Below are 24,988 nucleotides of genomic sequence, written 5' to 3'. Positions count from 1 at the left end.
GTGCACCAATTTATTGTAAATTTGAAAACAACAGAAAATTCTGTTGTTTTTTTTAAATTAAAAGTATGCCCAACAGATTTCAACAGATCAGTGATGTAAAGATAAAGCAGGTTTTCTTGCTGGCCCTCATTTTGGTTTTGGCCGGACTTATCTTCTTTAACCTTGCGATGTTCATACCGGCGATTTTAGGAGCGGTAACTCTCTACATTATTACACGGAAATATAATTTCTACCTGCAGGAAGAAAAAGAATGGAAACCCTGGGCCGCCTCTCTTCTCCTGATCGTCGCCACGCTTATCGTACTTATTTTGCCGGTATATCTGATCGCGGACCTGCTGGTGGACAAGTTGGGAAATGCCGATGTGTATATGGCCAAGTTTAATATTTTCGTCGATAAAATTCATGATTTCGTTTACCAGAAAATCCACATCGATATCTTAAGTAAAAATAATATCGCTAAGCTAAAGGAGAATGCAGGACAGCTTTCCACCACAGCATTGAGTTCTACTTTTAATACGCTCACCGTGGTTACGTCGATGTATTTTATCCTGTATTTCATGCTGGAGAAACCACGGCTTTTTGAAAGACTTCTGCGAAGTTCGGCACCATTAAAAAAAGCAAACATTTCCCTTCTCGCCGAGAAGATCCGAAAGATGGTGATTGCCAATGCGATTGGGATTCCGGTTGTGGCTGTAGGACAAGGCCTTGTAGCATTGGTCGGTTATTTTATATTCGGCGCACCCAGTCCGGTTTTGCTTTTTGCCCTTACTGCAGTCACCTCCATGATTCCGATCATCGGAGCCGGCGTTGTTTTTATACCCGTCTGTATTTTTATGATTGCAGAGGGAAACACCGGAAACGCACTCGGTCTTGCGGCCTATTCGCTTATTGTCGTGGGACTAACCGATAACCTTTTGCGGTTTACGCTGCTCAAGCGACTCGAAAATATTCATCCTTTAAACACGGTTTTCGGGATTATTCTGGGACTCAAACTTTTTGGATTCATAGGTCTGATTTTCGGGCCGATCCTGGTTTCGATTACGGTCTTGCTGATCCAGGTATACCGCGATGAGTTCTCGGAAGATGACAATGAGATCATCCTGCCGGAACCGAAAGAAATTGAAGAAAAAATTGATTTATCTATTTGAAAATAATGACTGAAGGTTTAAACCCGGAAATTCTCCGGGAAATATGCAGGGTTGAGATGCCTTTTGGCAAACACAAAGGAACCGTTCTGGCGGATCTGCCAATCAATTATCTGGAATGGTTCCAGCGACAGGGAATGCCCGCGGGGAAACTCGGCATGCAGCTTTCCACGATCTATGAAATAAAAATGAATGGTTTAATCGATCTTCTTACGCCGCTGCGCGGAAAAGTCACCGCTCCGAAACCTAAAACCAAGACGTACCGTTTTTAGGTTTTCAGCACTGCAATTTCATCACGCAGTTTTGCAGCTTTTATAAAATCAAGGTTTTTAGCCGCACTTTCCATGGCTTTTTGCTTTTCGCTGATGATCTTTTCAATATCCGCACCGGTATAACCGCTTTTCTGGTCGGCAACTTTTTGCAGAATTTCTTTCTGGGTATATTTTGGATCGGGGAAATCTTTGCTGCGGCCCACCAGGATCTCGGAGATCTTTTTATTTAAGGCCGTTGGTACCATCCCGTGTTTTTCATTATATTCCATTTGCTTCTGCCGGCGGTAATTTGTCTCATCTATCGTGGACTGCATAGATTTGGTCATTTTATCGGCGTACATGATCGCACGGCCGTTCAGGTTTCGGGCAGCCCGACCTACAGTCTGGATCATCGAACGTCGGGAACGCAACATACCTTCCTTATCGGCATCGAGTATGGCAACAAGGGAAACCTCCGGCAGATCCAGACCTTCCCGAAGTAAGTTTACGCCTACCAGCACATCAAATAAACCAACGCGCAGATCCTGCATGATCTGAATCCGGTCCAGGGTTTCCACGTCGGAATGTATATATCGGGTGCGTATTCCAAACTTTGTAAAATACTTGGTGAGTTCTTCGGCCATCTTTTTTGTTAATGTCGTCACCAGCACACGCTCATCGAGTTCTGCACGTTTTTGGATTTCTTCGATGAGGTCGTCGATCTGATTTAAAGATGGACGGATTTCAATAATAGGATCCAGGAGTCCGGTTGGCCGTACCAATTGCTCAATATATTCGCCGCCAGATTTTTCAAGTTCATAATCCGCGGGTGTGGCCGAAACATAAATGACCTGATTCTGTATTCCCTCAAATTCCTCAAACTTCAGCGGCCGGTTATCCATTGCCGCGGGAAGCCGGAAACCGTGTTCTACCAAAACTTCTTTTCTGCTGCGGTCGCCGCCGTACATGGCATGTACCTGAGGAACGGTCACGTGGCTTTCATCAATGACCATTAAATAATCTTTAGGAAAATAATCTAACAGGCAGAATGGCCGTGAGCCGGGCAACCTGCCGTCGAAATAGCGTGAGTAATTTTCAATACCGCTGCAGTAACCGAGTTCCTTCATCATTTCCAGATCGAGTTCAGTTCTTTCCTGAAGGCGTTTTGCTTCAAAAGGTTTTTCGATTTCATTAAAGAAGTCTACTTGTTTCACCATATCGTCCTGAATCTCGCGGATTGCGTTTTGCTGGGTTTCCTTGGACGTCACAAATAAATTCGCCGGATAAATTTTAATCTCATCAAAAGCATCCATTACATTGCCGGAAACGGGATCGAAGCTTTGGATGGTTTCTATTTCATCGCCAAAAAACTGAAATCGGATGGCGTTATCGGCGTAGGCCGGAAAAACATCTACTACATCACCTTTCACCCGAAATGTACCACGCTGAAATTCATTCAGTGTCCTGGAATACAGCGCGTTTACCAAAGAATGCAAAAGATTGGTTCGCGTCATTTTCTGGTTTTTCTCAATGGAGATCAGTGACTTATGAAATTCTGTAGGATTCCCGATACCATAAATACAGGAAACGGAAGCTACGATCAATACGTCGCGCCGGCCCGAAAGTAAAGCTGCTGTGGCCGAAAGCCGAAGTTTTTCCACTTCCTCATTAATTGAAAGATCCTTTTCGATATAAGTGTTTGTGGAAGCGATGAAAGCTTCGGGCTGGTAATAATCGTAATAGGACACAAAATATTCCACGGCATTATCAGGAAAAAATTCTTTGAACTCCATGAAAAGTTGTGCGGCCAAAGTTTTATTGTGCGCCAGGACCAATGTAGGTTTCTGCACCTTATTAACGACATTCGCAATAGTGAATGTTTTTCCCGAGCCGGTAACACCGAGCAGGGTCTGATATTTCTCACCGATCTCCAAACCTTTGCTTAGTTTTTCGATGGCTTGTGGCTGATCGCCAGTTGGTTGATATTCTGATTGAAGTTGGAACTGCATGCTGCAAATTTACGGAAATTTAAGCACAGCAATTATTTGTCCAGTTTCAAATTCAGAAGAAAATCAATGTTGGGTTTATAGCTAATATCCTTGCTTACAGCAATTGTGATTTTTCGGTTTGCGACAACAGTGTCTTTGAAATTATAATTCGGATCACGAATTTCATTACCTATCAGCAGGTAATAATTGCCGCCTAATACGTTCGATTTAGCGAACACAATTACATTTTTAAAATGCGGCTTTTTCCTTAGGTGCATACCCCTGAAACCGCGGCGGTCAGTGGCAAATTTAAAACCGCCGTAGGATTGGTACCTTAACTGCAGACTGTCGTTGACCAAGCACACATATGCATCGTAGCAGTTTTCCTGGGTAGTATATTTTGCATGCTCTGAAAAGGTTGTGCAGGAGATTGCACATACAAAATAAGTCCTGAAATCAATTTCATTTGTAATCTAAGCGGCGATTTAGTTCGATGGGATTGTTGTTTTCGCGGATTACCCGTCGGCGGTTATCGTTCATTTCCTTAAAATTGGGCGCGTATTCCACGCCGCTGTCATCAAACCATTTGATCATAAACATTGGATTGGTTCCTGCATTTTTACCGTTGATCTCACGGGTTGGATCTGCGTAATAATCCATGGCCAGTTTTTCATACTGTTTCCAGGAAATCGGCAAAACGTTCTCGCGGAGATACAGCTTACCATCCGAATTTTTGATCTGTACCAGCAGGAAATGATAATCATCTTCTGCATCACGAATTTCAGCAATAAGCCCGGGCAAACCATTAAACACGTAAGGTCCGTCCTGCAGCGGGATTTCGGGTGTGAACCACGCGTCCCATTTTCTGCCGCCATAAGAGGTAGTGGCCTTCTGCATCTTCATTCCCATAACTGTTTTCGTCTCGTCTGTAATCCTCCATTTCAGGGGTTCGTCGATCTTTATTCCAAACATTTTGCTGAAACTGGTAATGTATTTGCGGCTCGTTTTCGTCGTCAGATCCTTTTCAACCGTCAAATTGTCATCGAATGAGGTCGTCATAAAGGCGGTACTTTTGTTTGCGATAAAGCTGGAATCCGATTGTTTTTCTTCTAAAGTCCTGAAGAGGGATTTCTGACCGGCAATATCAAGTACAAAAAGGGTTTTTGCAATACTGTCTTTGCTTACACCTGGTTTGTACGTGAGCTGATACACAAAAGTTCGGTTTTGGCCCGCGCAAAAGCACATAGTAAGGAGCAACAAAAAAAGTAGTGAACTTCTTTCCATGATCTGATTTTTGGGATTATTCAAACTGCATGGTCAGCGGCAGTTTAAACACATAGGGTACTGCCCGACCTTTTTCCTGCGCCGGTGTCCAGAGCTGATCTTTAATGGAATTTAAACTGCGCTCAGCCTCACGGTTAAAAATTTCGTTATCGCCTTCAGAGCGAATGTTGCTCATTCTTCCTTCACTGTCAATATCTACAAAAACGGTTGTTCTTAGTAAACCTTTAAAACCGGTTAGCACTGTCGTGTTAAAATTGGTCGCGATCAATGTCCGAAATTCGTTGATACCGCCCGGAAACTGAGGTAAGATTCCGGTAAACCGCGATGGTGGCGGTGGTGGTGATGCGATCGCTGGCTCCACTGCCTTTTGCAATGAAGGTTTACGGATCGTATCGGTTTTGACAGTCTTTCTGTCAGTTGGTAGTTTTTCCGAAGAAACCGATTGTAATACCGGGGCGTTGGTAGGTGTGGTTTCGAGGGCCTGTTTTACGGGCGCGTCCGGCTTTTTCGTTTTTATTTCGGTTTGTGCCGACAGTGGTTTTGCAAAGGCCAGTAACAATAATACGGCAAGTGGAATCGAGCCCGCTTTTTTCAGTCCAATAAACCTGGAATTGTTTGTTGTCATCATAAGAAATCGTTTTTTAGTGTTATTAAAATAGAAAGTATGCGTCAGCTTTAGCGCCCGTAAATTTTCCAGTTCACTTAAAATGAGTTGCTGATATCGGTGAATATCAAAATGAGTTCGCAGCACAAAGTCATCCGCCAGAAATTCGTGGTTAGCAACGACCGCTTTTTTATATAAGAACAGGAAAGGATTAAACCATGAAAAAATGATCAGAAACTCTATAAAGAGAAGATCAATGGTGTGCTTTTGCAGGATATGTGCTTTCTCGTGCAGAAATATTCCCTCATCGACGGTTTCATCATGCAAGTATTTAGAGCTGATGAACATAGTGTTACAGAAAGAAAACGGGATGTATTCTTTCTCCGTTACAATCACCTCTACACCCTGAAAAGTGAGTCGTTTTCCTTTAATTAGACGGATCTTAAGTAAGGAAAGCAGAAAACGCATTAAAAGAAAAGCAGAGATGCATAAATACACCAACAGGACAATCATCGCCCAGTTAACTGCTGCCTCTTGGCTCCCAGCGACTTTTTCAGCAGATAAAATGGGTTGGCCTACGACCAGCAGCGGTTTCACCGCCGATTTTGCGGGCACCGGAATGCTCAGGAACGGTACCGCGTTCGAAAATACGAGTGCACCCAAAAGAAAAGCGCGGTTAAACCTGAAGCTTTTCTCGTGCTGTAAAATGGCGTAATAAAAAGCCAGTAAGAGTCCCGAGCAAATAATGATTTTTAAAAGTATCAGTCCCATATCATTCTTTTATCTGATTATCAATAATCTCGCGCAACTCCTTCAGTTGTTGCTGCGAAAGTGATTTACTGTTGGCAAAAAACGAGGCGAACTGCGTTACCGAGCTGTTAAAGAAACGGTCGATCATACTGTTCATTTCATCCTTAAAATATCGCTCTTTATTTACTTTTGCGAAATATTGGCGCGAATTGCCAAAGGTTTTATAACCCACCAGGTTTTTGGATTGCATACGTTTCAACAAGGTGGCCACCGTAGTAGGCGCAGGTTTCGGTTCCGGTAAAATCTGCAGGATATCTTTCATGAAAGCGGTTTCGTTTTCCCACAAAATATCCATAATGGCTTTTTCCGCTTCCGTAAGTTTCTTTTTCATTCTACAAATAATAAATCTGTTCTACAAATGTAGAATTAATTTATAACTGTGCAAGCGATTTTATAATTTATTTTAAAACTGTGGGGAACGTTTTTTGTTATTCATTGTTAAATTTTAAACGTTCAGGTATGAAATCAACAATACTCACAATTACTTCGGCAGCTGTCCTTTCAATTCTTGCCTCATGCAACGGCACTACCAAAACAACTACTGTAAACAATACTCCCGCTCCACAGAGCGGCCAGCTTCCTAATCCAGAAATGAATAAAAAACATTCCCCCGACTATCAGCCGGCATTTGAAGGACAAACTCGGATAGAAGGCGCCCGCACTAAAACAGCGTATCAGGTCGATGTCATTAATGAAAAATTAGAAAAACCATGGGGAATCATCAATCTACCCGACGGACGTTTCCTGATTACCGCGAAAGCCGGCTATATGAGCATTTTGTCTGCAGATGGTAAAGACGTGAAAAAAATTGAAGGCTTCCCGGAAGTAGATACCAAAGCGCAGGGTGGCTTGCTGGATGTTGCCCTGGATCCCGATTTCAGTAATAACCGCATGATCTACTGGACTTTTTCGGAACCGGTTGAAGGGGGAAACCACACCGCAGTTGGCAAAGGAAAACTTTCACAGGATGAAAAACGAGTTGAAAATCCGCAGGTTATTTTCCGCGCAACTCCAACCTATGACGGCGATAAACATTTTGGCAGCCGCCTCGTTTTCGATAAAGATGGAAATCTTTTTGTAAGCACCGGCGAAAGGTCGGACCTGGCGACCAGACCTTTAGCACAAAACACGATGGCCTACCTTGGGAAAGTTCTTAAAATAACCAAAGAGGGGAAAGCGGCCGCAGGAAATCCATTTCTGGATAATGTAAAATACAAACCGGAAATTTATTCTTACGGACACCGCAATCCGCAAGGCCTTGCAATGGATGAAAAAGGACAGTTATGGGAAGCCGAAATGGGACCAATGGGCGGCGACGAAGTAAATCTTATCAAACCCGGAAAAAATTATGGCTGGGGCGATGTGACATACGGTTTAGAATACAGCGGTAAAAAAGTGGGTGCCGGCATTCAGCAAAAAGCCGGAACTGAGCAGCCTGTTTATTATTGGGACCCCTCGATATCAATGAGTGGCATTACGTTTTATACCGGAAATATGGAAGAGTGGAAAAATAACTTATTCCTGGGTTGCTTAAGCGGCGAAAAGATCATCCGCCTTGTCATTAAAGATAATAAAGTGGTTGGTGAAGAATGGCTGCTAACCGATCAAAAGGAACGCTTCCGCGATGTGCTCGACGGCAGCGACGGTAACCTCTATGGTATTACGGACAGCGGCAAACTCTACCGAATCTCAAAAAAATAAGAATAATCAATTTTTCCGTGGAGTGTCCGCCTTGCCGAAGTGCGGAGTTTCTTCACCTTTCAAATAAATGAGGTCATTTTTATAATCTCCCTTTGGATCAGTAAGAATTTTCGCAGTTTCCACTTTTACCAAAAGCTTTTCCAGGAAAAATCCGGTTTCAAAAAACTGGCGGTGCGTGCCCGGAAGCATTTCCTTGTAAAGCTGAAGTCCAACTGCATTGTTATGAAGATCCATTTTTGTCTGCAAAGGTTCGTTTGGGAAAAGCTCCTCATGCAGATCAGTCATGCGTTTTGCAAAGTGAAGCGATTTCTGCGGTGACGAGATTTTGGAACAGTACATCGTAATCAGGCACGTCCACAATGCATGGCGGAAAGCATTGCCTACGCCATCTGTAGAATTTGTTTTGGGAAAATGTTTCTTGGCCAGCATAAAACTCTTCACCGTTGCATAAAAGCCCATCAACGCAAAAAGCGGGTGCGGAAGTATAAGTTTCAGAAGGCGCACAATCTTAGGAAAAGTGAGTGTACGCAGCGTATTTATTAATATGAGAATGGTTTTTTTCATAAGCAAAATCTCCCCTGTGCAGGAGAGATTTTTAAAGTCGAACTGTATTTTTTAGTGTACCAGCAGGTTCACGGCTTTAGATACTTTATCTTTCATTTCTGTTCTTTTCACGATGAAATCTACAAAACCTTTTTCCTGCAAAAACTCCGAGGTCTGAAAACCTTCCGGCAAATCTTTACCAATGGTTTCGCGGATCACACGCGGACCCGCAAATCCGATCAGCGCTCCGGGTTCCGCCATAATAATATCAGCGGTCATTGCAAACGACGCGGTAATCCCACCAAAAGTAGGATCACATAAATAGGCCATATATAAAAGGCCGGCGTCTGAAAGCTGTGCAAGCTTCGACTGTACTTTGGCGAGCTGCATCAGCGAATAAGTCGCTTCCTGCATTCGAGCGCCACCCGACTGGCAGATGATCATGTACGGGAGTTTGTGCTCAATACAGTAGTCGACAGCACGACGGATCTTCTCGCCCATCACAGAACCCAACGATCCGCCAATGAAGGCGAAATCCATACATGAAACGTACAGGTCTGTACCGTTTACTTTTCCCACGGCATTGCGAATGGAATCTTTCAGTTTTGTTTTGGCAGAAACCTCTTTTAAGCGGTCGGTGTAGCTTTTGGTGTCTTTAAAATTCAGCATATCCACACTCTCTACATTTGCATCGAGTTCTGTATACTCATTATTATCGAAAAGTATTGAGAAAAACTCTTTGCTGCCGATCCTTACGTGGAAGCCGTCTTCGGGCGAAACATAGTTATTGGCTTTAAGTTCCTCATGCTCTATGATCTTACCTGTAGGCGTCTGATGCCAAAGCCCTTTGGGTACGTCTTTTTTATCCTCTGTTGAAGTGGTGATATTCTGCGTTTTTCTTTTGAACCAGTCAAATGCCATTGATTAAGATTTTCAGATTTAAATTCCTGTTGACTTTAGATTAAAGTCTTGAATTATTTTAGTGTATTAACATTGTTTAGATCTTCGAAAGCCTGAACAAGTCTGCTAGAAAATGTTTCTTCGCCTTTTCTTACCCAAACTCTCGGATCGTAATATTTCTTGTTTGGTTTATCGTCGCCATCTGGGTTTCCGATCTGACCTTTCAGATAGTCGAGCTTATTCACCATATAATCGCGGATTCCTTCGGTATAGGCAAACTGAAGATCCGTATCGATATTCATTTTGATGGCACCGTAACTGATCGCTTCGCGAATTTCTTCGACCGTAGAACCGGAACCACCGTGGAAGACGAAGTTCACCGGTTTTTCAGCAGTGCCGAACTTTTCCTGAACGTATTTCTGGGAATTATCAAGAATAGAAGGCGTCAGTTTTACATTTCCCGGTTTGTACACGCCGTGTACATTCCCGAAAGCTGCAGCAATTGTAAAGTTTGGCGAGATCGCATTTAATCTTTCGTATGCGTAAGCCACTTCATCAGGTTGGGTATAAAGTTTTGAAGAGTCAACTCCGGAATTATCCACACCATCTTCTTCACCACCGGTGACACCAAGTTCTATTTCCAGCGTCATTCCCATTTTTGCCATTCTCTCAAAATACTTGCAGGAAATATCAAGATTCTCTTCAATAGGCTCTTCGGACAGATCAAGCATATGCGAGGAATAAAGCGATTTCCCGGTTTCGGCAAAGAATTTTTCATTTGCCTCCATCAAACCATCCATCCAGGGCAATAGTTTTTTCGCACAGTGGTCGGTATGCAGAATTACGGTCGCGCCGTAGGCTTCTGCTAAAGTATGAATATGTTTGGCACCTGCGACAGCTCCTAAAATGGAAGCCTGCTGACCCTCGTTACCCAATCCTTTACCCGCATTAAATGCGGCTCCGCCGTTGGAAAACTGAATGATGACGGGTGAATTTAGTTTCGCAGCGGTTTCCAAAACTGCATTTACGTTGCTGGAACCTATAACGTTGGCTGCAGGCAAAGCAAAATTGTTTTCTTTCGCAAAATTAAAAATGTCTGTAACCATTTGACCTGTGGCAACACCTGCCGGGAAACGTCTGCTCATAGTGTAAAATTTAAAGGATTTCTAGTTTCTTTTTAGAAATGTAAAGTTAAGGATTTTATGCCAATTTATCAGTTTCTTTTGTCTTTGCCCCAAAGGAGTTTTTGCCGTATGGTTTCGTAAAAACTGAGGTTATTGGGATGCACTAGAAGAATTTGAAAGTGCGCTTTTCTCAGAACAATTTCCACGTCGGTTTCCATGTGAATGAGCCGTGAGTCAAGTGAGAGTGAATATTGAGGCACGCGGCTTTCCACTTTCAGGCGAATCTCCACATCATCATCCACGATCAGCGGCCGCACATTCAAGTTATGCGGTGCGATCGGTGTAATCACAAAGTTGGCGTTGGTAGGTGTAATGATGGGGCCGCCACAACTCAGTGAATACGCAGTAGATCCCGTGGGTGTAGAAATTATTACGCCATCGCCCCAGAAAATATTCAGGAATTCGCCGTCGATATAAGAATCTACGGTGATCATCGCCGTGGTCTCCTTGCGGGAAATGGTGATATCATTCAGTGCATACGGAAAAAACATCGATTTGCTGGGCGAGGTGATTTCTATAACAGAGCGGCGGCTGATCTTAAATTCTCCTTTAATGATATCGTCGAGTTCCAGAAAAATTTCGTCTTTGGTAAAACTGGCCAGAAAACCGAGCCGGCCCGTATTAACTCCCACGACCGGAATTTCAAGGTCCTGCACAAAAAGAAGTGAGTTAACAATAGTTCCGTCGCCACCAAAGGTAAAAAACAAATCAATCTTTTTCGCTTTCAGATCCTGCTTGCCGGCAAAAGTGTCAAAGTGTTTTGAAAACTGCATCGCTTCGGCCATTTCCGCGTGCAGTACCGCTTCCACACCTCGTTTTTCGAGCTCTGTAACGAATTTGCTCAGGTACATAAATGTATCCAGATCGCTTTTTTGGGAATAGATCGCTGCCTTCATGCTAAATTTCCATATATTTCTGAAAAAAACCGAAACGGTCTTTCAACAGTTCATCTTTCTCGTCGTCGTAATATTTATGAATTACGGTATAGCCATATCTGCGGAAAGTTTCATCGACCGAACTTAAATTATCACTGGTCATTTTCACCGTGATCTGCACATAATCCTCCGTCATCAGACTTACATAACAGCCAAAAATTCTGCCGTTGTTGGTTTCTACGATTTTCGCTATTTCTGTAAAGGAATAGTGATGACCGGTCACCTGAACAATCATAATGGCACCGGCTTCAGAGAAGAGCGGATATTTTGAAAACTCGCTGAAAATATCGTCGCAGGAAAGGTAGCCCACATATTTTTCGGCTTTCGTGATGACAGGGATTACATTGGCGCTGAACGTATTAAACAGATTGATGGAATCCAGAATATTCCCGTCTTCATAAAGTGCAAATCTTTCGTAATGCATCTCCAGGCTCGCAAGCGTACCTTCAGGACTTTCCTCTAAAAAAGGCTGGCTCAGTGCGCCCTGGTAAATACCTTTCTTCTTCACAAAAACATGCGAATAGCCGAATTCCTTTGCCAGGTCATTGGCCTCTTCAATAAGGTCACCGGAATTAAACGCGGGAAAGTCTTTGGAGATGTAATCTTTAATAAACATGAGGCTAATTTAGGAAATTATTAAAAAAGAGAAAGCAAATTAATCCCGTTATAAATCCGTAAACTCCAGTTCGTATAAAATTATTTTTCAGACCATGCTAAAGCTCAGTGTTTTGCGGTATCTCTTTTATTGCTAATGGTTTCGCGCGCAGAAAGATAAGTCCCGCCAGAATGATGCACCCACCCACACCCTGCATGAATGTAAGTTTTTCACCATCTAAAATCCCCCAGATCACTGCCACAACCGGCATTAATAAAGTAACCGTGGAGGCAAACAGCGGGGTAGAAATATTCAGAAGCCTGTAATTCAGCATCATCGCCAGACCGGTTCCGAATATCGAAAGTAAACTTACAAAACCCAAACCTATGAACAGATCACGATTGGGCTCAAGCTTTGTAAAGAAACCCGAGAAAACGAGCGCCAGCAGCGAGGGCAGAATCAACACAAAAGAAAATACAAAGGCGGATAAGATCTTTGCCGGGATTTCATGCAGTTTTGCTTTTACCGTGGTGGTAGAAACAGCATAGCATAACGTCGCGAGCAGCAGCAGAAGTACAGGAATTAATTTCAGGTCGCCGCCGGGCCCGCCCGAGAATGCCAGAATACACGCACCGGTAAAGCTGATCGCCACGCCGGTAAGTTGCCTTTTGCTTGTAGAAAATTTCCAGAAAAGCGCTCCGAAGATGATTACAAAGATCGGCATCATGGAGTTTACGATACCCGCAATACTGCTGCTGACTTTGGTTTCTGCGATGGGAAAAAGGAACATTGGGATAAAATTTCCGGTCACCGCTGCAATGATGAGCCATTTCAAATGGCGTTTCGGGAACTTCCTGATGTTCACAATCGCCAGCGGCAGAAGAAGAATGCCTGCAATCAGCACGCGCAACGCGCCCACTTCATAAGGATTAAAATGTTCCAGCGACTTTTTTATAAGGATAAATGAGGAACCCCAAATTACGGAAAGCACCACCAGTAAAACCCATCTTTCTTTTTCAGGATTCATTTCTTGATTTTAAAATTTTTAAATAAAGGCTTTTAGAAATCATTGTCGCACCAAGGCTTTGCAGGTGTTCAGAAAAGATCTGGCAGTCAATGAGTGATAAATCTTCGCGATGGGCATTAACAAAATAAATAAAACCGGCCTTGGAGGCATTGCTTACTTTGGCAAACATACTTTCGCCACAAAATACCCTGCCGACCTGCACGCCATAAAAACCGCCGACCAATTCCCCATTCTGCCAAACTTCAACACTTTTCGCAAGGCACCGCTGGTGAAGTTCCACAAACGAATCAATCAGCTCATCGGAGATCCAGGTTCCGTCCTGGTCTTTTCGATACACTTCTTTACAGGCTTCCATAACTTTGCGGAAACAGGTGTTTTCTGTAAAGGTAAAGACCTCATCTCTCAAAACCTTTTTCATGGATTTCGAAACCCGTAAATCTGCGGGATTAAGGACGAACCGCGGATCCGGCGACCACCACAGAATTTCTTCGCCCGGATTGTACCAGGGAAAAAGTCCCAATTCGTAGGCAAACTGCAGCCTGTCGGCAGACAGATCACCACCCGCCGCCAGGAGTCCATCTGGCGAATGGCAGAATTCGGGGTCGGGAAAGGATAACTCTTCAGGATTTAGGAAAACCATTTTATAAAAAGGAAATCCTGCTTTTCAGTCAGCAGGATTTTTTGGTTTAAAGGTTTTCTAAATTTTATTTTTTAGAAAGGCAGGTCATCATCTTCTTCTTCGAAAACATTTCCACCTGAAGCAGGTTGTGAGGCTGAAGGCGCTGCCTGCGTAGGCTCATTAAAATTAGGTGAACTGTCGATACTTTCGATTCTCCAGCCGGTGATCGAGTTGAAATATTTAACCTCACCCTGGGGTGAAGTCCATTCGCGGCCACGGATGTTGATCGCTACTTTCACTTTATCGCCTTCTTTCAGATTATTGAGCAGGTCGCCTTTCTCCTGCAAAAATTCGATATTAATAGGTTGTGGGTACTGTTCTTCGGTAAGAAGTACCATTTCTCTTTTTTGAAAACCACTTGCAAAAGTCTGAATATCAGATATCTTTTTGATTGTTCCCTGTAATTCCATAATTCGTTTGTTATGGTGTAAAAGTAAGAAATTACACAGAGAAAAAGAAGTGCGCGATTTAATTTTTTAGAAATATTAAAAAATTTGAAATTTTATTGGTGTGGTGACGAAAAAGTATTTATATTTGCACTCACCAAAAAAGAACAGTGTTCATTAGCGGATGTGATGTAATTGGTAGCCATGCCAGACTTAGGATCTGGTGCTGTGAGGCGTGTGGGTTCGAGTCCCTCCATCCGCACATTTCTTTTTAGAAATATTTTTTAATTTTTTTGTTATAAAATATAATTGCGAAAATAGCTCAGCTGGTAGAGCACGACCTTGCCAAGGTCGGGGTCGCGGGTTCGAATCCCGTTTTTCGCTCATAAGCCTTGGTGGTGGAACTGGTAGACACGCAGGACTTAAAATCCTGTATTCGTAAGAATGTACGGGTTCAAGTCCCGTCCGAGGTACTCTAAACGCTGATAATCTTTTTGATTGTCAGCGTTTTTTGTTTTTAACTTGGTTTCCCTGTCTGTTTTCTTCAGACATTTTTCTTCGATAATTTTCAATTTTAATTTTCTTTTACAGGCATTTTCTGATTGTTTTCGGGCAAAAATGCTGGATTCATGGTATCATAATTGTAAGGTTTTGAGAGTACTTATTAATTGAACAAGGTTTTTGATTGGCATTCTGCGCTGTTCGAATTAAAGATTCAGCTGGATTTTAAACCTGTCGCACACGTGATAAAACTTTAAACAATAACACAAATTAAAAATTTATGAATACTGCTACACTCTGGAAACCGGAAATAATCGAAAATGCCTATAAAGATTTTATTCTAAACCAAACCCACCCGTGTATTATGGCAAAAGCCCTCTTCAAAACAGAAAAATACACGCTGAAGGCATACAAAGACATTAACCGTGAGAAAAGTCTGCAACGGCTGATGACTGACCTGGGAGAATATGTGGCACAATATGATTTCGAAACCAAAGGTTTTCAGTCATTCATCGCTGCGTTCCCAAACAATCATTATGAAGATGAACTCAGTTTTGAGGAAGATCTGTGGCAGGCTCTGCAGACGCTTCACGAAATCGACGACTGCGAGTGGGACCCTAATGTGAGTCGCGATCCGGAAAATCCCAACTTCAGTTTCAGCTTAAAAGGACGTGCTTTCTACGTCGTAGGTCTCCATCCGAAAAGCTCCAGAATTGCCAGGCAGGCACCCTTCCCGACGCTGGTTTTCAATCTGCATTCCCAGTTCGAGAAACTCCGCGAAATGGGCACCTACGAAAAAGTTCGCGACACGATCCGCGCCAACGATAAAGATTTACAAGGCGAAATAAACCCGGTTCTGCGCGATTTCGGCACGGACTCGGAGACCAAACAATACAGCGGCAGAGAAGTGGAAAATTCCTGGAAATGTCCTTTCCATCACAAAAACAGTTAATAAATGAACGATACAATTACTATCGAAAAACAAACAGGAAAAGCTTTCGTTTTAAAAAAAGGTGAGATTTTAACCGTCAGCGATCCACAAGGCGGACAGGTAAGTGACATGGTTCTTTTTAATGAGCATGATTTCGGCGAGAAAATTTCTTCGGGTAAATCGCTGGATTTCGAGGAATCTATTTTACTTACAAAAGGAAACTACCTCTGGAGTAACCGTTCCCGAAAGATGGCAAAAATAGTGGAAGACACCAATGGCAGAAACGATTTTCTGCTCGCACCGTGCAGTAAAGAAACTTTCGAGATCATGTATAATTATGAGGGCTACCACCCGAGCTGCCTGGATAATCTTTCGAAAAATCTGCAGCCTTTTGGTATTGAAACTGATGACATTCCGACTGCCTTCAATATATTTATGAATGTACAGTTTAATGAACAGGGAAAATTATCTGTGCTGCCGCCCACTTCGAAAGCGGGCGATTATATTCAGTTCGAAGCACAAATGGATTTGGTGGTCTGCCTCACCGCATGTTCTGCAGAAGACAGCAACGGCGGCACTTTCAAACCCATTCAGTATAAAATTGGCAATGGTTTTCATTAATAATTACTGATTGTCAGCAGCTTTCAATTAAAAAACAATACATTTAACTATCACAAAAATAATAAATTATGGAAGGTCACAATTTAAAACCGCTTTCACTCGTCTACAATACCTTGGCAAAAAGGGGAATTACCAAAGAAATCTGCATGAACGAGGATAACAAAATGGTGCTCGGGAAGGACGAAAAAACCTACCAACCCGAGGATCTTGTCATCGTAAAATCCTACAGATTTGAAGGTGACAGTAATCCCGACGACAACAGCGTACTTTATCTGTTGGAAGACAAGGACGGCGAACTTTCGACATTGCTGGATTCCTATGGTGCCGACAGTAACTACAGCGGTGAGGAATTCGATAATTTTCTGCGCAAAATCCCAATTGCTGAAAGGGATGAGTTCAATTTTGATTAAGAAAAAATAAATCCGGTTCTGGCTACGAATCGGATTTTTTCTTGAATATTTTTCTGAAAATGCCTTTCTTTTTTATGTTTTCTTTTTTGTCCTGCGCTTTTTCTTTAATGGTTTCTACCTTTTCCTGCACCTGACCTTTTGTTTCCTGCAGGTCTTTTTTGTTTTCCTGAAGTGCGGCTTTGGTATTATCCACGGTCGCCCGGACTTTCTCTTCAGTTTTAGGCGCATTTTTTCCGATCAGTGTTTTTTTCAAACCCTGTTCTATACCGCGCCAAAAGAGATTAAAAAATGATTTGGTTTTATCGCGTTCTACATTTTCCACACTTACCGATTCGGGATAACTGCCGGAATCTGTTCGCACAAAAATATTGGCAACCGCGGAGAGTAGCTGGTTTTTCTCACCGTCGTCCTTCAGCACTGCAATCTGGAGTTCCTTATGTTTCATATTTAAACTCCCCTGAATTCCGGCATTATTTCCATTAAAATTAAAAATAAGGTCGGAAATCAAACCAGTCGCACGGATTTTCAGGTAAGGTTCTATAAAAGGATTGACCCGCGAGGCCGGCAGATCAGACACATTTCCCGAAATGGTAAAAGCATCATCGGGCCTGGCAGTATTCATTCTCCAGCTCACTTTCATCGGCGAGGCATTCATAAACCTGCATGCAATGGAAATGGGAATTTCTGTAGGTTTTCCCTTCATCTTCCCGGAATTGATGTTTTTGGCATTTAAAGTAAACTGATCAAAAACGAGTTTTCCCGGACCATCGCTTTTTTTGGTATCTTCTTCATACACCAGCAACGAATTATTTATATCCAGATTACCGATGAACATTGGGAATTTTACGCTTCTCAAAAGTTTGGAGTAAAGTGGTTTTTCGCTTAAATCATCTTTCGGAATCTTACTGCGGAATATATTGGCATTTACACCATTTAACGTAACCTGCGAAACATCCAAAAATTTTGATTCCGAAATCAGATCCCACTTACCTTTCATTGCGATTTCTGAAACCTTAATATCATACAGATCTTTTTCAGCAGGAATCATGCGGATGAACTGGGCGCGGGAAACAGTCGGTTTCATAGAAAATCCCGAAACCTGCGCTGCGTTTTTATTCAGTTTTAAAAGGGACGCGGCAAAATTGTAGAATTTTGTTTTATAAGTAAAATTCCGCGTGGTCAGTGTGTAATTTCCCGTTTTGAAGGGCAGCCGGCTTTTTATGGTCTGCGCATTCATTTCAATATCCTGGAAATTTGCGTTTAAATTTTTTAAAATTAATGGTTGGTTCTTACTTTCTATAATAAGGTCCGAGTTTTTTACTGCCACATTTTTGATTAGAAGTGGAAACTGTATTCCGGCGAATATAGGTTTTTGTTTTGCAGAATTTTCAGCCGGCCTTACAGTTCCTTTTAAACCGGTGAGGAGCACATTCTGCAAATTGAGTTTCAGTTTATTATTGTTGAACTGCCAGTCATTAATTTTAAGATCAAGCCGGTTGACGCTCAGATCCAGGCTGGTTTTGTCTGCGCTTGCTCCGTGGGGTTGAACCGTAATCTTTTCGAGTTTTGCAGATTTTGGCTGAAGCGCTACTGCAGCCACTTTTACATTTTGGGTCGCTGACAGGTAGGTTAAATTCTTTCCTTCAATGTTGAAATTCTCATATTTAAAAGGAATATTTCCCTTTGCCGTTTCATCATTCATTACCAAACGGTTGATCTGCAGCGTTAAGTTTCCTGCCGTAAACAGTGGGTTCCCGGCGCTTTTTAAAATACTGATCTTGGCATTGCTGAGCAGAACATTTTCGAGATCTATATTGTAAGTAAAGGATTTCTTTTTTTCGTTTGATTTTACATCATTAGTATAAAAGGTAATATCCGGATCCTGAAGCTGTAGATCGCTGAGGGAAAGCTGATTATTTTTAATGATGATATCCTTAAAACGCATTTCAGCGGCGCTCACATCAAACAGATTTCTTTTCTTTGGGTAATACTTAAGAAAATTCCGGTAAGACAGCAGCGGATTGATGGCGAATTTTTCAACTTTCATCTGGCCGTTTTCTGTAGTCACAGACTTTGCCGTAAAAGCATACACATTATCCGGCCGGAAGAAGAAATTGTTCCCTTTCAGGCTGTATTTTTCAAAGGTGAACGGCAGTTTTTCACCTTCCGCTTTTTCAGTCATCTGAAGTTTTTCTAAGGTCAGATCCAAATCTTTAACAGATAAAAGTTTCTGACCCGCAGCACGAAAGATCTGTATATCGCCGCTGCTGATATTTATATTCTTCAGAACTACCGGCTTTTTCGGCTTCCCAGTTTCCGTCGCAGGTTTTGCCAGTACGATATTCAAAGTGGGATTTTTCAAAGTCAGATCCTGTGTCGAAATTTTTTTATGAAAAATGAGGTCATAAATTCCCAGTCGGGAAACGATTAAAGTATCCACCGTACCCTGAAGATTCAATTTATCTGTACGGTCGGGATTTTGTGTGTTTACTGTAACTCCGGTGGCATTTACATTGCCGGTGCCCAAATCCACATCGAGTGTTTTGTACGTAATGAAGTAGTCGGAATTATTCTTTATATACCTGGGCAGATTATGTTTCAGCCAGAAATTCAACCCGACATTTGCCGCGAAGATCACCAGGACAGTCACTCCCAGAATAACCGTGAAAGTGCGCAGGTATTTTTTTTTCATGGAATGGGGAGTTACAATTTATGCACCATATTGTCAGCAGGCTTTTCCCGCAAACTAAAAATCTCAGATTTCCAGTTCTACCACATAACCCTCGTGCGCCCGCACGTTGAGAAAAGTGCCGCCGTCAAAAGAAAGATACTGACCTTTGATTCCGCGCAATACCCCTTCAAACTCAGGATTCTTATCCAGTGAAACCGACGTAATTTTCTCCGGCGCTTCATACGGAAAGTCAAGGCGCATCATTTCATGGGCGTGCGAATAGAAATTTTTAAAATTATCCGGAAAATATTCCTTCACTTTTTCGCGGAAATCTGCCAGATCCAGATCATCTTCATAATCATCCTCCAGCATTTTGCGCCAGTTGGTTTTGTCGGCTAGGTGCTCTTTCATAGCAACCTCGATCATGCCGGCCTCGTAGCGATTATCGGTTTCTGCAATGGGCAGGGCAAAGGTGGCACCCTGATCAATCCAGCGTGTAGGGATCTGCGACCGGCGAGTAACCCCCACTTTCACGTCTCCGGTATAAGCCAGGTACACGATATGTGGGTGGAGCTGCATTGCTTTTTCAACTTCCAGATCGCGGTCACCAATGTCCAGATGCGCGGTAGAAAGTTCCGGGCGGATAATGGTATCGCTGGCATAGGGACTCTCGTAAAAACATCTTTTACAAAATCCCATGCGGAAGATCCTTTCATCGCCGCCACAGGCAACACAGTCAAAACCAACATGTTTCCACTTCAGTTTTTTACCGAAAAGCTGATTCATATTAATAAGGTCATGCGACAGGTTTAGGTAATACTGAATAGGTTTCGCATTCTGCGTGGTCATTTTTAACAGTTGTCCACAAAATTTCATTGGAGTTTTATTTAGAGTCAAATATAAAAAAACATCCCTTTGCCAGGATGTTGTCAGATTTTAGAGAAGTTATTGTACTTTCCGTTCATCTTCCTTCAGTTTCTCGGCGGCAGTTTTTTCGTTTTGCAAGGCGTTCTGTTCTTCATCCTGCACACCAACTGCAGTTTTCACTGTTGCGGAATCATCGCTGAGTCTCATAGAATCCGTTGCTAACAGTGAGTCGTGCGGGGAGACGTTCGCCACTGTAGAAACAGGTTCCACCTTTTCATTTTCTTTTTTTGTGCAACTGACGAGGCATAAAAATACCGAGGCCAGCACTACCGGATTTATCCACATTTTTTTCATAACTTTCTGCTTTGTATCTGCAATTTACAAAATAATTACAGCGCAATTATTTTTTACCTGATAAAATGAATTACCTCATTACCGGCGGAAGCGGATTTATAGGATCCCATTTGGTCGAACGCCTGCTCAGCAGCGGACATTCTGTCATAAATATTGACAATTTCGATGATTTTTATGATTATAAAATCAAAGTACGCAATACACTGGAATCGGTAAAATTACCGACCGAATTCTCGTTCCGGGAAAAGGAACATGACATCCAAAAACTTATTTTTGAAACTTCTTCGAAAGATTATCAGCTTTATTATCAGGATATAAGGGACAAAAATGGCCTTGAAAAGATCTTCGCTAAACACAGGATTGATGTCATTATTCACTTGGCTGCCCTGGCCGGCGTGCGGCCTTCTATTGAAAGACCACTCGATTATGAAGCAGTAAACATTAAAGGTACAATGAATCTTTGGGAGCTTGCCAGGGAACACGGAATATTGAAGTTCCTTAATGCCTCCAGTTCAAGCGTTTACGGCAACAGCGACAAAATATCCTTTTCTGAGGATGACAGTGTCGACCAGCCGATCTCACCTTACGCAGCCACCAAGAAATGTACAGAAATACTTGGTCACGTGTACCACCACCTTTACAAAATCAGTATGGTGCATCTGCGGTTTTTTACCGTTTTCGGTCCGCGGCAGCGACCTGACCTGGCGATCCACAAATTCACACAGAACATTACCGAAAATACACCGCTGCCTTTCTACGGCGACGGTTCCACTGCACGCGACTACACTTTCATCGATGATATCATTGAAGGTATTGTAAAAGCGCTCCATCTGGTCGAGACCCATGAAAATATATATGAGATCATCAACCTCGGCGGTGATGAAGTGGTGACACTGGAGGAAATGGTGGCAGTAATAGAGGAAACGCTGGAAAAGAAAGCACATAAGAAAATGCTGCCAATGCAGCCCGGCGATGTGCAGAAAACCGCTGCCGATATTACCAAGGCACGCACGCTTTTAGGCTATTTACCGGCCACCCATTTCAAAACTGGCATAAAAAAGTTTGTGGAATGGTTTTTGAAAAAAGGTTCCTGAAAAATTTACTCACAAAAAATCAAAGTTTATTGAAAATCAGCGACAAAAACCTTTTTTATGTCGCGTATTTTTATACTTTTGCAAAAATTTAATTATATGTATTGGACATTAGAATTGGCCTCGTACCTTAGTGATGCACCGTGGCCGATGACAAAGGCAGAACTTATCGATTACGCCATTCGTACAGGCGCTCCCATGGAGGTTGTAGAAAATCTTCAGGCAATTGAAGATGAGGGCGAGATTTACGAATCCATTGAAGAAGTCTGGAGCGATTATCCTACAGATGATGATTTTCTGTGGAATGAAGACGAATACTAAAAACAGCCGCTTCTTCTGAGAAGAACGGTTTTTATATTTTAGAAAAATTCTAAAAATTAAAAATTTTTAAAATGGCTGTACGCGTTGCGTAAAAGGCCGAAAGCAAATAATATGGGTTTTATAGATAAAGTTCTTAAAGGTTTCCTGGGTGATAAAAATTTAAGCGACCTAAAGGAAGTAAAAAAAGTAGTCACCAAAATTAAAGCCGTTGAGCCCCAGATTCAGGAACTTACTGATGATGGCTTACGAAATAAAACCGCAGAATTTAAAGAGAAAATAAAAGCTGCCACCGCAGAAATCAGCGCGCAGATCGAGCAGACGCAGGAGCAGGTAAAATCTGCCGCAAACATCGACGAGAAGGAAGCGCTTTTTGCAAAAATAGAACAGCTTAAAAAAGATTCTTATCAGATCGAAGAAAAAGTGCTCAATGAAATTCTTCCTGAAGCTTTTTCTCTTATTAAAGAAACCTCCCGCAGACTTGCACAAAACGGTCAGATCACCGTTACGGCTACAGACCTGGACCGCGAACTGGCAGCAACTAAAGATTTCGTTGAGATTCAGGGCGACACCGCTATTTATAAAAATGAGTGGGATGCGGCCGGAACTCCCGTAAAATGGGATATGGTACATTACGACGTACAGTTCATCGGCGGTGTGGTGCTGCACAGCGGAAAAATCGCCGAGATGGCGACCGGTGAAGGTAAAACCCTGGTGGGAACCTTGCCGATTTATCTGAACGCACTTCCCGGCAGAGGCGTTCACGTGGTTACCGTAAATGATTATCTTGCAAAACGTGACTCCGCCTGGATGGGTCCGATTTATGAATTTCACGGTTTAACTATTGACTGTATCGATCTGCATCAGCCAAATTCAGATGCACGTAGAAAAGCGTACCAATCCAGCATTACTTACGGAACCAATAATGAATTCGGTTTCGATTATCTGCGCGATAATATGGTGACTTCACCTTCAGAACTTGTTCAGGGTGAACTCAATTTTGCCATTGTAGATGAGGTGGATTCTGTTTTGGTAGATGATGCCAGAACACCGCTGATTATTTCAGGTCCCGTTCCGCAGGGTGACAGACAGGAATTTGATGTGCTGAAGCCGTCTATCGACCGCATTGTAGAAATTCAGAAAAAAACCGTTACCGCTCTTTTCAACGAAGCTAAAAAACTGATTGCCAACGGCAACACCAAAGAAGGTGGTTTCAAACTGCTCCAGGCGTACCGAGGCTTACCGAAATCAAGACCTTTGATTAAATTCCTTTCCGAAAGCGGAAATAAAGCGCTGCTTCAGAAAACGGAAGGTCAGTACATGGCTGATAACAATAAAGATATGCCTATTGTAGATAAGGATCTTTATTTTGTTATCGATGAAAAAAACAACCAGATCGATCTTACGGATAAAGGTGTAGAATATATGTCTGCCGGAAACGAGGACAAAGATTTCTTCGTCCTTAATGACATCGGTACCGAGATCGCGGAGCTGGAAGCCCAAAACTTAAGCAAAGAAGAAGAATTCGAAGCGAAAGAAAAACTTTTCAGCGACTTTGCCGTAAAATCCGAAAGAATTCACACGTTAAGTCAATTGTTAAAGGCTTACACCCTTTTTGAAAAAGATGACGAATACGTAGTGATCGACGGCGAAGTAAAGATCGTTGACGAACAAACCGGCCGTATTATGGAAGGCCGACGCTATTCCGACGGACTTCACCAGGCCATTGAAGCCAAAGAAAATGTAAAGATCGAGGCAGCAACACAAACCTTTGCAACCATCACCCTGCAGAACTACTTTCGTATGTACAACAAACTTGCGGGTATGACAGGTACAGCGGAAACGGAAGCCGGTGAACTTTGGGAAATTTACAAACTCGATGTTGTGGTTATTCCCACAAACCGACCAATCATCAGAGATGACAAGCAGGACCTGGTATATAAAACCAACCGCGAAAAGTATAACGCTGTAATCGAAGAGATCGAAAAACTTACCGCCGCAGGAAGACCTGTATTGGTGGGCACCACTTCGGTGGAGATTTCACAGTTACTTTCCAGAGCGCTTCAGCTGCGAAAGATCCAGCATAACGTCCTTAATGCAAAACTTCACGCACGTGAGGCCGAAATCGTGGCTATGGCGGGCGGACCCGGCGTGGTAACAATCGCGACCAACATGGCTGGTAGAGGTACCGACATCAAGCTGCAGGGCGAAGTGAAGAAAAATGGCGGTTTGGCGATCATTGGTACAGAAAGACACGATTCAAGACGTGTAGACAGACAGCTTAGGGGCCGTGCCGGAAGACAGGGCGACCCGGGAAGTTCCCAGTTCTACGTTTCGCTCGAAGATAATTTAATGCGTCTTTTCGGTTCTGAAAGAATTGCGAAAATGATGGATAAAATGGGTCACAAAGAAGGTGAAGTGATTCAGCACGGCATGATCTCCAAATCCATTGAAAGAGCTCAGAAAAAAGTAGAGGAAAACAACTTCGGTATCCGTAAGCGACTTCTGGAATATGATGATGTTATGAACAAGCAGCGCGACGTGATCTACAAAAGAAGAAAGAACGCCCTCTTCGGCGATCACCTGAAGTATGATATTTCAAACATGATCTTTGATGTAGCGCAGTCTATCGTTACCAAAGGTAAACTCGAAGGCGATTACAAAGAATTTGAATACGAGATCATCAAGTTTTTCACAATGGAAGCTCCGGTTTCTGAAAACGATTTCAAGACAAAACCTGTTCCCGAGCTTGCCAAAATCCTTTACAACGCCGCGTCTGAAGATTACCAGATGAAACTGAATCTGCTGAAAGAAAAATCATTCCCCATCATCGAGAATGTGTACAACACGCAGGGCACGATGTTTAAAATGATTCAGGTTCCTTTTACCGACGGTACGAAGACGATGACCATTGTGACCGACCTTAAAGAAGCTTACGAAACAAAATGTGACTCTCTTGTTACCGATTTCGAAAAGAATATTTCACTGGCCATCATCGATGAGAACTGGAAACTGCACTTAAGAGAGATGGATGATCTCCGACGTTCGTCCCAGGGCGCTGTTTACGAGCAGAAAGATCCGCTTGTAATCTACAAACAGGAATCTTTTTACCTGTTCAGCGAACTTGTAGAAAAGATCAATAAAGATATAGTCTCATTCTTATATAAAGGAGAGATTCCTGCATAAGATAAA

At 42.6% G+C, this 24,988-nt stretch carries 25 protein-coding genes and 3 tRNA genes; 12 read left to right on the top strand and 16 right to left on the bottom strand.

What is annotated here, in order from left to right; translation table 11 throughout:
- Window positions 1-65 precede the first annotated feature (65 nt).
- A complete protein-coding gene (locus H562_RS0107495) occupies window positions 66-1,148 on the top strand; it encodes an AI-2E family transporter (RefSeq protein WP_027376935.1) in 1,083 nt (360 codons plus the stop codon).
- Window positions 1,149-1,153: 5 nt separating this feature from the next.
- Window positions 1,154-1,417: a DUF3820 family protein gene (locus H562_RS0107490; RefSeq protein WP_034690929.1), complete on the top strand. Its 264-nt coding sequence runs from the start codon at window positions 1,154-1,156 to the stop codon at window positions 1,415-1,417.
- Here the strand turns inward: H562_RS0107490 and uvrB are convergent.
- The 5 genes from uvrB to H562_RS0107465 form a co-directional block, all read right to left on the bottom strand.
- Window positions 1,414-3,405 carry an excinuclease ABC subunit UvrB gene (gene uvrB, locus H562_RS0107485; protein ID WP_027376933.1) on the bottom strand — a complete coding sequence of 664 codons (1,992 nt, stop codon included), beginning with the start codon at window positions 3,403-3,405 and terminating at the stop codon, window positions 1,414-1,416. The genes H562_RS0107490 and uvrB overlap by 4 nt on opposite strands.
- 32 nt (window positions 3,406-3,437) lie before the next feature.
- The gene (locus H562_RS0107480) at window positions 3,438-3,623 is read right to left on the bottom strand and encodes a hypothetical protein (protein ID WP_156831977.1); all 186 of its coding nucleotides are present in this window, start codon (window positions 3,621-3,623) and stop codon (window positions 3,438-3,440) included.
- A 223-nt stretch (window positions 3,624-3,846) separates the two neighbouring features.
- The gene (locus H562_RS14840; protein WP_156831976.1) at window positions 3,847-4,668 is read right to left on the bottom strand and encodes a GLPGLI family protein; all 822 of its coding nucleotides are present in this window, start codon (window positions 4,666-4,668) and stop codon (window positions 3,847-3,849) included.
- A gap of 16 nt (window positions 4,669-4,684) precedes the next feature.
- A complete protein-coding gene (locus tag H562_RS0107470) occupies window positions 4,685-6,043 on the bottom strand; it encodes a M56 family metallopeptidase (RefSeq protein WP_027376931.1) in 1,359 nt (452 codons plus the stop codon).
- Between the two features lies 1 nt (window position 6,044).
- Window positions 6,045-6,413: a BlaI/MecI/CopY family transcriptional regulator gene (locus H562_RS0107465; RefSeq protein ID WP_027376930.1), complete on the bottom strand. Its 369-nt coding sequence runs from the start codon at window positions 6,411-6,413 to the stop codon at window positions 6,045-6,047.
- A 128-nt stretch (window positions 6,414-6,541) separates the two neighbouring features.
- On the opposite strand from H562_RS0107465, the gene H562_RS0107460 reads away from it, so the two are divergent.
- On the top strand, window positions 6,542-7,783 hold the full coding sequence (locus tag H562_RS0107460) for a PQQ-dependent sugar dehydrogenase (RefSeq protein ID WP_027376929.1): 1,242 nt from the start codon (window positions 6,542-6,544) through the stop codon (window positions 7,781-7,783).
- Between the two features lie 6 nt (window positions 7,784-7,789).
- Here H562_RS0107460 and H562_RS14835 read toward each other — a convergent pair whose 3' ends face one another.
- The 8 genes from H562_RS14835 to H562_RS0107420 form a co-directional block, all read right to left on the bottom strand.
- Window positions 7,790-8,347 carry a DUF6973 domain-containing protein gene (locus H562_RS14835; RefSeq protein ID WP_051190440.1) on the bottom strand — a complete coding sequence of 186 codons (558 nt, stop codon included), beginning with the start codon at window positions 8,345-8,347 and terminating at the stop codon, window positions 7,790-7,792.
- A 51-nt stretch (window positions 8,348-8,398) separates the two neighbouring features.
- Window positions 8,399-9,247 (bottom strand): acetyl-CoA carboxylase, carboxyltransferase subunit beta, encoded by an 849-nt coding sequence (accD, locus tag H562_RS0107450; RefSeq protein WP_027376928.1) that lies wholly within the window; start codon window positions 9,245-9,247, stop codon window positions 8,399-8,401.
- Window positions 9,248-9,300: 53 nt separating this feature from the next.
- Window positions 9,301-10,371: a class II fructose-bisphosphate aldolase gene (gene fbaA, locus H562_RS0107445; RefSeq protein WP_027376927.1), complete on the bottom strand. Its 1,071-nt coding sequence runs from the start codon at window positions 10,369-10,371 to the stop codon at window positions 9,301-9,303.
- 68 nt (window positions 10,372-10,439) lie between these two features.
- Window positions 10,440-11,306 (bottom strand): NAD kinase, encoded by an 867-nt coding sequence (locus H562_RS0107440; protein WP_027376926.1) that lies wholly within the window; start codon window positions 11,304-11,306, stop codon window positions 10,440-10,442.
- Window position 11,307: 1 nt separating this feature from the next.
- Window positions 11,308-11,961 (bottom strand): CBS domain-containing protein, encoded by a 654-nt coding sequence (locus H562_RS0107435; RefSeq protein ID WP_027376925.1) that lies wholly within the window; start codon window positions 11,959-11,961, stop codon window positions 11,308-11,310.
- A gap of 97 nt (window positions 11,962-12,058) precedes the next feature.
- A complete protein-coding gene (locus H562_RS0107430; RefSeq protein ID WP_027376924.1) occupies window positions 12,059-12,967 on the bottom strand; it encodes a DMT family transporter in 909 nt (302 codons plus the stop codon).
- Window positions 12,957-13,607: a leucyl/phenylalanyl-tRNA--protein transferase gene (aat, locus tag H562_RS0107425; RefSeq protein ID WP_027376923.1), complete on the bottom strand. Its 651-nt coding sequence runs from the start codon at window positions 13,605-13,607 to the stop codon at window positions 12,957-12,959. The genes H562_RS0107430 and aat overlap by 11 nt, the downstream gene beginning before the upstream one ends.
- Window positions 13,608-13,678: 71 nt before the next feature.
- Entirely contained in the window at window positions 13,679-14,056 is a 378-nt protein-coding gene (locus tag H562_RS0107420) for a DUF3127 domain-containing protein (protein ID WP_027376922.1), read from the bottom strand.
- 156 nt (window positions 14,057-14,212) lie between these two features.
- On the opposite strand from H562_RS0107420, the gene H562_RS0107415 reads away from it, so the two are divergent.
- The 6 genes from H562_RS0107415 (at window position 14,213) to H562_RS0107390 (ending at window position 16,495) form a co-directional block, all read left to right on the top strand.
- Window positions 14,213-14,294 (top strand) — tRNA-Leu (locus H562_RS0107415).
- Between the two features lie 49 nt (window positions 14,295-14,343).
- Window positions 14,344-14,416, top strand: a tRNA-Gly gene (locus H562_RS0107410).
- A 5-nt stretch (window positions 14,417-14,421) separates the two neighbouring features.
- Window positions 14,422-14,505, top strand: a tRNA-Leu gene (locus tag H562_RS0107405).
- Window positions 14,506-14,813: 308 nt separating this feature from the next.
- Window positions 14,814-15,485, top strand: a complete 672-nt coding sequence (gntA, locus tag H562_RS0107400) for a guanitoxin biosynthesis heme-dependent pre-guanitoxin N-hydroxylase GntA (protein WP_027376921.1) — start codon at window positions 14,814-14,816, stop codon at window positions 15,483-15,485.
- 3 nt (window positions 15,486-15,488) lie between these two features.
- Entirely contained in the window at window positions 15,489-16,085 is a 597-nt protein-coding gene (locus tag H562_RS0107395) for a DUF1989 domain-containing protein (RefSeq protein WP_027376920.1), read from the top strand.
- Between the two features lie 68 nt (window positions 16,086-16,153).
- Window positions 16,154-16,495 carry a hypothetical protein gene (locus H562_RS0107390; protein WP_027376919.1) on the top strand — a complete coding sequence of 114 codons (342 nt, stop codon included), beginning with the start codon at window positions 16,154-16,156 and terminating at the stop codon, window positions 16,493-16,495.
- 22 nt (window positions 16,496-16,517) lie between these two features.
- On the opposite strand, the gene H562_RS0107385 is transcribed toward H562_RS0107390, so the two are convergent.
- The 3 genes from H562_RS0107385 to H562_RS0107375 all read right to left on the bottom strand — a co-directional run bounded on the left by H562_RS0107385 (window position 16,518) and on the right by H562_RS0107375 (window position 20,378).
- A complete protein-coding gene (locus H562_RS0107385; protein ID WP_027376918.1) occupies window positions 16,518-19,187 on the bottom strand; it encodes an AsmA family protein in 2,670 nt (889 codons plus the stop codon).
- A gap of 63 nt (window positions 19,188-19,250) precedes the next feature.
- Window positions 19,251-20,042 (bottom strand): DUF2797 domain-containing protein, encoded by a 792-nt coding sequence (locus H562_RS0107380; protein WP_027376917.1) that lies wholly within the window; start codon window positions 20,040-20,042, stop codon window positions 19,251-19,253.
- Window positions 20,043-20,111: 69 nt separating this feature from the next.
- On the bottom strand, window positions 20,112-20,378 hold the full coding sequence (locus tag H562_RS0107375) for a hypothetical protein (RefSeq protein ID WP_219729258.1): 267 nt from the start codon (window positions 20,376-20,378) through the stop codon (window positions 20,112-20,114).
- Window positions 20,379-20,452: 74 nt separating this feature from the next.
- Between H562_RS0107375 and H562_RS0107370 the strand changes: the two genes are divergently transcribed.
- The 3 genes from H562_RS0107370 to secA all read left to right on the top strand — a co-directional run bounded on the left by H562_RS0107370 (window position 20,453) and on the right by secA (window position 24,982).
- Entirely contained in the window at window positions 20,453-21,481 is a 1,029-nt protein-coding gene (locus H562_RS0107370) for a GDP-mannose 4,6-dehydratase (RefSeq protein WP_027376915.1), read from the top strand.
- A gap of 96 nt (window positions 21,482-21,577) precedes the next feature.
- Complete coding sequence (locus H562_RS0107360; RefSeq protein ID WP_015807225.1) at window positions 21,578-21,799, top strand: DUF2795 domain-containing protein; 222 nt, start codon at window positions 21,578-21,580, stop codon at window positions 21,797-21,799.
- A 111-nt stretch (window positions 21,800-21,910) separates the two neighbouring features.
- Complete coding sequence (secA, locus tag H562_RS0107355; RefSeq protein WP_027376914.1) at window positions 21,911-24,982, top strand: preprotein translocase subunit SecA; 3,072 nt, start codon at window positions 21,911-21,913, stop codon at window positions 24,980-24,982.
- Window positions 24,983-24,988 lie beyond the last annotated feature (6 nt).

This window comes from Kaistella palustris DSM 21579 (assembly GCF_000422265.1).
Lineage (GTDB): Bacteria > Bacteroidota > Bacteroidia > Flavobacteriales > Weeksellaceae > Kaistella > Kaistella palustris.
Note: the sequence above shows the minus strand (reverse complement) of the source record. Positions and strands in the feature narration are given on the sequence as shown.